The sequence below is a fragment of the Pseudomonas sp. R62 genome, from assembly GCF_000257605.1.
GTDB lineage: Bacteria > Pseudomonadota > Gammaproteobacteria > Pseudomonadales > Pseudomonadaceae > Aquipseudomonas > Aquipseudomonas atacamensis.
The window spans coordinates 464,913-470,129 of record NZ_JH635999.1 but is presented as its reverse complement, the minus strand read 5'-3'; the positions used below and the strand labels follow the sequence as shown (position 1 = coordinate 470,129).

General features: G+C 53.1%; 5 protein-coding genes and 3 pseudogenes. 3 read left to right on the top strand and 5 right to left on the bottom strand.

Annotated elements, in window-relative coordinates:
- Positions 1-125 (bottom strand): annotated as a pseudogene (locus OQK_RS31525) (SPOR domain-containing protein); the annotation flags it as partial.
- Positions 126-375: 250 nt separating this feature from the next.
- On the opposite strand from OQK_RS31525, the gene csrA reads away from it, so the two are divergent.
- A complete protein-coding gene (csrA, locus tag OQK_RS20510) occupies positions 376-570 on the top strand; it encodes a carbon storage regulator CsrA (RefSeq protein ID WP_003179932.1) in 195 nt (64 codons plus the stop codon).
- A gap of 220 nt (positions 571-790) precedes the next feature.
- Here csrA and OQK_RS20505 read toward each other — a convergent pair whose 3' ends face one another.
- Entirely contained in the window at positions 791-1,246 is a 456-nt protein-coding gene (locus tag OQK_RS20505) for a DUF2214 family protein (protein WP_016774032.1), read from the bottom strand.
- Between the two features lie 708 nt (positions 1,247-1,954).
- On the opposite strand from OQK_RS20505, the gene OQK_RS20495 reads away from it, so the two are divergent.
- Together OQK_RS20495 and OQK_RS31520 are read left to right on the top strand one after the other, a co-directional pair.
- Positions 1,955-2,164 carry a hypothetical protein gene (locus OQK_RS20495; protein WP_016774031.1) on the top strand — a complete coding sequence of 70 codons (210 nt, stop codon included), beginning with the start codon at positions 1,955-1,957 and terminating at the stop codon, positions 2,162-2,164.
- Between the two features lie 155 nt (positions 2,165-2,319).
- Complete coding sequence (locus OQK_RS31520; protein WP_238537233.1) at positions 2,320-3,915, top strand: hypothetical protein; 1,596 nt, start codon at positions 2,320-2,322, stop codon at positions 3,913-3,915.
- Positions 3,916-3,919: 4 nt separating this feature from the next.
- On the opposite strand, the pseudogene OQK_RS20485 reads toward OQK_RS31520, so the two are convergent.
- The 3 genes and pseudogenes from OQK_RS20485 to OQK_RS30545 form a co-directional block, all read right to left on the bottom strand.
- A pseudogene (locus OQK_RS20485) lies at positions 3,920-4,418 on the bottom strand (lysis system i-spanin subunit Rz).
- Entirely contained in the window at positions 4,418-4,840 is a 423-nt protein-coding gene (locus OQK_RS20480; protein WP_016774029.1) for a cell wall hydrolase, read from the bottom strand. The pseudogene OQK_RS20485 and the gene OQK_RS20480 overlap by 1 nt, the downstream one beginning before the upstream one ends.
- Positions 4,841-4,900: 60 nt before the next feature.
- A pseudogene (locus OQK_RS30545) lies at positions 4,901-5,217 on the bottom strand (hypothetical protein); the annotation flags it as partial.

The window sequence follows — 5,217 nt, the reverse complement described above, 5'->3', positions numbered from 1 at the left end:
CACTGTGGCGCGGCGGCCGCCGGCGCTGCCGCGACCTTCGTCTCAGGCTTCGGCGCATCTACATTCTTGCCTTCACCGCAGCCTGCCAATGCCAGTGCCGCTACCAGCCAAACCAATTTGCGCACAACGCTTCCCTCGGAATTCGTAAAGCGGCGATCTTATCATTCAAAAATACTTCGCGAGCCCCGCAAAATGGGCACAAAACAACGAGAATGATGATTGCAGCCTCTGTATAGTTACGCCCTGGGAATTAATGCCGCTTCTGCGCGTCAGAAAGAGGCACCCAAACCGTGAGACTTCGCACTAATCTATAGATACCACCGACCTCTGCACTGTCTGAATCAGGTGCCCTACAAAGCAATCAAGGAGAAGACCATGCTGATACTCACCCGCAAAGTCGGTGAAAGCATAAACATTGGTGATGACATCACGATCACCATCCTCGGAGTCAGCGGCCAACAAGTCCGCATCGGTATCAACGCTCCGAAAAACGTGGCAGTGCACCGTGAAGAAATTTACCAACGCATCCAGGCCGGCCTGACCGCTCCGGACAAGCCGCAAACGCCCTGAGCCACTTTGCATTACGTAGCCAGTCCTATTGCCGTCGCGCAAGACTGGCTAAAGATTCACGCGCCGTTTAGCCATCCGCATTTCACCCCCGCTGGGCACGGCGCCTGAAGCATGCTGACTCCTTTCAATTGCCCCTCCCCCCTTTCTTGCGCCGATATTACCTTTCACTCCTGGAGCTGGCTGTCGGACGTTTCCGATAGAGCACGGCGAATTTCGCCTTCTAAGCGAATATCACGCCACGCGCCATGCCTGTCGCCGCGACCATCATCAGGATCAGCAGCAGCGCTTCAACATGACTGATTCGCGCGTACAACTTCGCACGTCCACTATCAAGCGCCACACCGCGCGAGGATGCGATGCGCCATTTGATCAGCGTGATCATCGGTGCCAGCTCCATCAGCAGGATCAGCAAGAACAGCGTCATCTTCAGATGAAACAGCGGCTGATGCAGGTAATAGTCAGAGCCTTTCTCGTAACCACCAAATGCACGCATTGCTCCGGTGATAAGCAGCGTCAAAGCTGAAAGCCCCCAAAGGTTATCCGCGAGCAGAACGCGCTTGACCTCTCCCGTGCCCGCCGAGAGTTTTCGGAAAGCTGTGCCGCGCGTCAGCGCCGCCCAGAAAGCCAAGGCAAACGCGAATAGATGAATAGCGGCAAGGACCCACTGACTCAGCATCGACGCACTCCCTTATAAAGAGTTGAAAATCGGCCAGTCAGTAGTAGACGAAAAAACCGCGCCTCGCTTGGAGGTGAGGGAGGGACAAGCGCCCAAACGCCAAATCGCAGGCAAAAAAAATCCCAAGCAGCTGATGGAAGCTTGGGATTTAAAAATGCATAAACCGTGGTGGTGAACGCGAAACGGATGTTACTTAAATTCCCAACATGCAACAAGGCTTTTTCGATAACCGGTTGGAGAAAAAGAGCTGTAAGCCTTTGGATATTCAGGTGTTTTCCACAACGAAATGGAAGAAGAACGCACCAAAATGGCGCTTGATCATTTTGCGCAAACAGTAATGAATGGAGTGCTGATCAGAGCGAAGCGGAAATGACCGGTAACAGGCGTTGCGCAAATCGCAGACAACAAAAAAGGGCTCACCTTTCGGTGAGCCCTTCCAGACCGCCCAGCAGAGCGGATTTTGTTTGGTAGGCGCGATTGGACTCGAACCAACGACCCCCACCATGTCAAGGTGACCACGAAACTCGCGCAACCTATTGATGCATAACGGAAATACGCCTAAGTCGACGGGTTAAAAAATCGCCGTTACCCCCTATAAGAATCAATAACTTAGCGCTGTATTTTCCTACAGTGCTTTGCCCTTCTCCGGCGTTCTGCCGATCTAACAATTCCCCTGCTACGCTGGTTTCATCCACGGAGGAAACCAAAATGCCTAACTCAGACCTGCTCCCTTCCCTGCTCTTCAAGATCAACGAAAACCAACTCGCCCTCGAAGCAGCCATCATGGAGCTATCGAACTGGGTCGAGCAGCGCGGATCCGCCGATGTCGCCGAGAATGTCCGCGGCGCCCTCTGGGCAATCGACAAAAACGAAGAATTCATCAAAATGACCTTGGCTGTATTGATGACTCCCGACTGACAGTTCGTCGCCTCCGCCTCGCCTACTCGGCGCGCCTCGATTACTGTACATGCATACAGCATTTGTACAGCGAACCCCGTACCATGAATTTCGACCAAGCGAAAACCCTCCGGCTCCAGCGATGGCGTGCACATCTCGACGACCAAGACTTCCGCATGCAAAACCCCGAAGGTCACCGTGAAACGCTCTATGAGATGACCGCAGCGCTACTTGATGAGGGTTTGATCGATGAGCTTGAGCGATTGGACATGAACGAAATGGCTAACGCGGCGTACTGGCACACCGTCGAGGAGCTGCAGAATTCGACCGAGCACTACCGTGGCGCCTCGATCTATGACGTCGTGCAGGTCGACAAAGGCAACCTGCTGGGCACTATCAGTCGCTCAATATTGAACTTCGCCAATGACGAGCCCTGCCGTGCTTCCTTCGCTTACGACGGGAAGGTCTACTCCGATGTAAATGGGGTTCGGCTGACACTGGGGCTTTCCCGGAAGATTGGGAAAATCTCAGGCTTGGTGCTGGAGATGAAGGAGCGTCGGTACCAACTGATCGAGACTGAGCGAATGATCGGCGGAATCACGCGTAGTTCGCTGTCTGATGCCGATGCCTTTCGGGCACTCGTAGACACGGCGCAGGTTGCCCAGGAGGAGCGGGATGTGCGCACCTTTGAAAAGATTCGACCTCACATCGAGTCGGCGGCCTTCTGCATTTGCCCAGCCTGCCTAGATCGCTTCGGCGAGTTTGAAGACTGTGAAGTTTGTGCCGGAAAGGGATTTGTGAGTAAGCTGGGACAAAGCTCTACACTGAATTCGGATAGTTTGAAGCCCATCAGCAATCTGAGACAGAGATATAAAATGTCAGCACTCGATATAGCTCCAGAAAAAGTAGGCATAGAAGAATATTTAGAGCTACATGCCACTACACAAAAAAAGGAACAATCCAAACACATACTCAAAGAAGCAGTCAACCTAATCCCGATAATAAATTTACAATATCAGTCACCTACTCCACCACCCCAATTTCGGATAGAAATAAACCACATCCCTTTAGCGTTGGGGATGGATTGGCAAATCGTTTTGAGTAGCGGAATGATTAACCACTGCCTTGATATAGAGATACCAAACATAGAGAATATAATACCTTCATTAAAAACCCTCCAGATAGATCCACTGCTTTCACCTTCGGTCATGCTTAAGTGGGTGATTGCGCATGAATGGATGCACGTAATAAGAAAACACAATGACGTCGAGAATGAGCTCGGAAGATCTCCGGAATTGCTAAAAGCCTTGGAGTATGACGCCGACTTATGTGCGCTTGCTATTATTTATCGACAAATCCAAAGTGACCACGAGGGGAAACTCAATGATACGGAAATCCGACAGCTTACTATCCACGCCATTTATTGGCCGTTGCGCCATTTGAATTTTTTCAAAATTGACCTAACCCATGGAACAATGTGCGAGAGGCTTTACACAATGTTAATAAAGTTAATGTCACTTGAAGAAAACCCCTACGACTTCCCGTCACATGCATTAGGAGCTCATGAGAATTCAGATCATTTAGTAAAACCACTAGTTGAAACTCTGCGTCGCTGCGAGGAAATATATCGTGAGCGCCATTCAAGCAATACCGAATACCAAGACTTCCTAACTGAATTAATGCACATGGCAATAGGCGATCCACCTGAAGCAGTTTCAGCTTGGGAGAAAATCCGGACGCATGTGGGGAGAATTTCTTCCACTTTGACTTAGAGTTCTATTCAGAAATGGTCCGTAAGAAATCTTGACAAGCTTCCAGCGCGATCAGTCCCAGGTCGCCTTCCTCGGTGATGGCGATAATTGGTTGAGCATGCGCTGGGTCAAGTCGGGGCGCGTACGGCTGCGTGATCCACGCCGCCGGCGGTGGCAGACACTAAACAGCGACTGGCTGAATCCGCGTCGAGGAGGACTGACAGCCGCAAGTCAGAAGTGGCAAGGCGATCGCGCAGGCGATCCTGATTCTTTTGAGCATTGGTCATTTTCTCCAAGTGAGTTTTCTCGCTGGCGGACAGGCGCCGCTCGAGCGCCAGACGCTTGTCCTGCAGGATCTGTTGCGCAGTTGCGGCAGTAAGAGTGAGCTGATTGATGTCGTCGGCGCTCAGCCTGGCCTGCTCGGCAAGTTGCCCGCCGTAACGCCAATCCTGAAACTGCCATGCGCTGCCGAAGCCGGCGAGGACGAGCGCCAGCGCGCTAATAACCTTCCACGGCACCGCCATCATGGAACGTCCTTGAAGAAGACGTGGCCGCCCAGACGAAGCGTCTGCTTTGCCTTCGCCGCCCATCCCGGAGCCTTGATGCTGGTGGCGTAATAGTGGGTAGCACCGCCAGTGGGATCGGACACCTTTCCGTCGATTACCTGGTCAGCAGCGATCCGGCATTGAGCCAGCTCGCGGAACGGGATCTGCTTCACGCCGATCAGGAACTGATAGTTCGGATCGGTCTTGTTCCAGCAGCTGAACTGGTAAGGCTTATGGCAGACGCCGGCGTAGCCTTCACCCCACCATGACTTTTCCTTTCCATCGAACACGCGGTTGCGGATCGTCCAGGCTACGGCGATCTGGCCGGCTGTTCCTTCGCCGCGCGCCTCACCCCAAAGTGTGCGGGCGAGGATGTCGCGGTCTTTTTCGGTAGCGCTCATTGTTTTCTCCGGGCAAAAAAATACCCGCTCAATGGCGGGTTGCTTGTGTGTGGATTATGTTTACGGTCGAACCGGACGATGCGCCGAGTCAGGAAAGAACTCGGCGCCATCCTTCCAGTTGCTCAGCTGGCCGCGATACTTGAGCCATGCCTTGCGTGTTCCGGCGAGCAGATCCGCGGGCGGTACATCTGCCTCAGCCTCTTCCAAGGCCTCCAGCTGACGCGCTGTGACGGCGAGCTCTTCGCCGCGCCAACTGGCCTCCTGTGCGACCAGCCCAGCCAGCGTGCCCATCTCTTCAAGCTTGCTCAGCAACCAATCGGGCAGCTCGTCCACCAGAGTTTCATCAGCCTCAAGCTGCATTTCCACGCTTACAGATC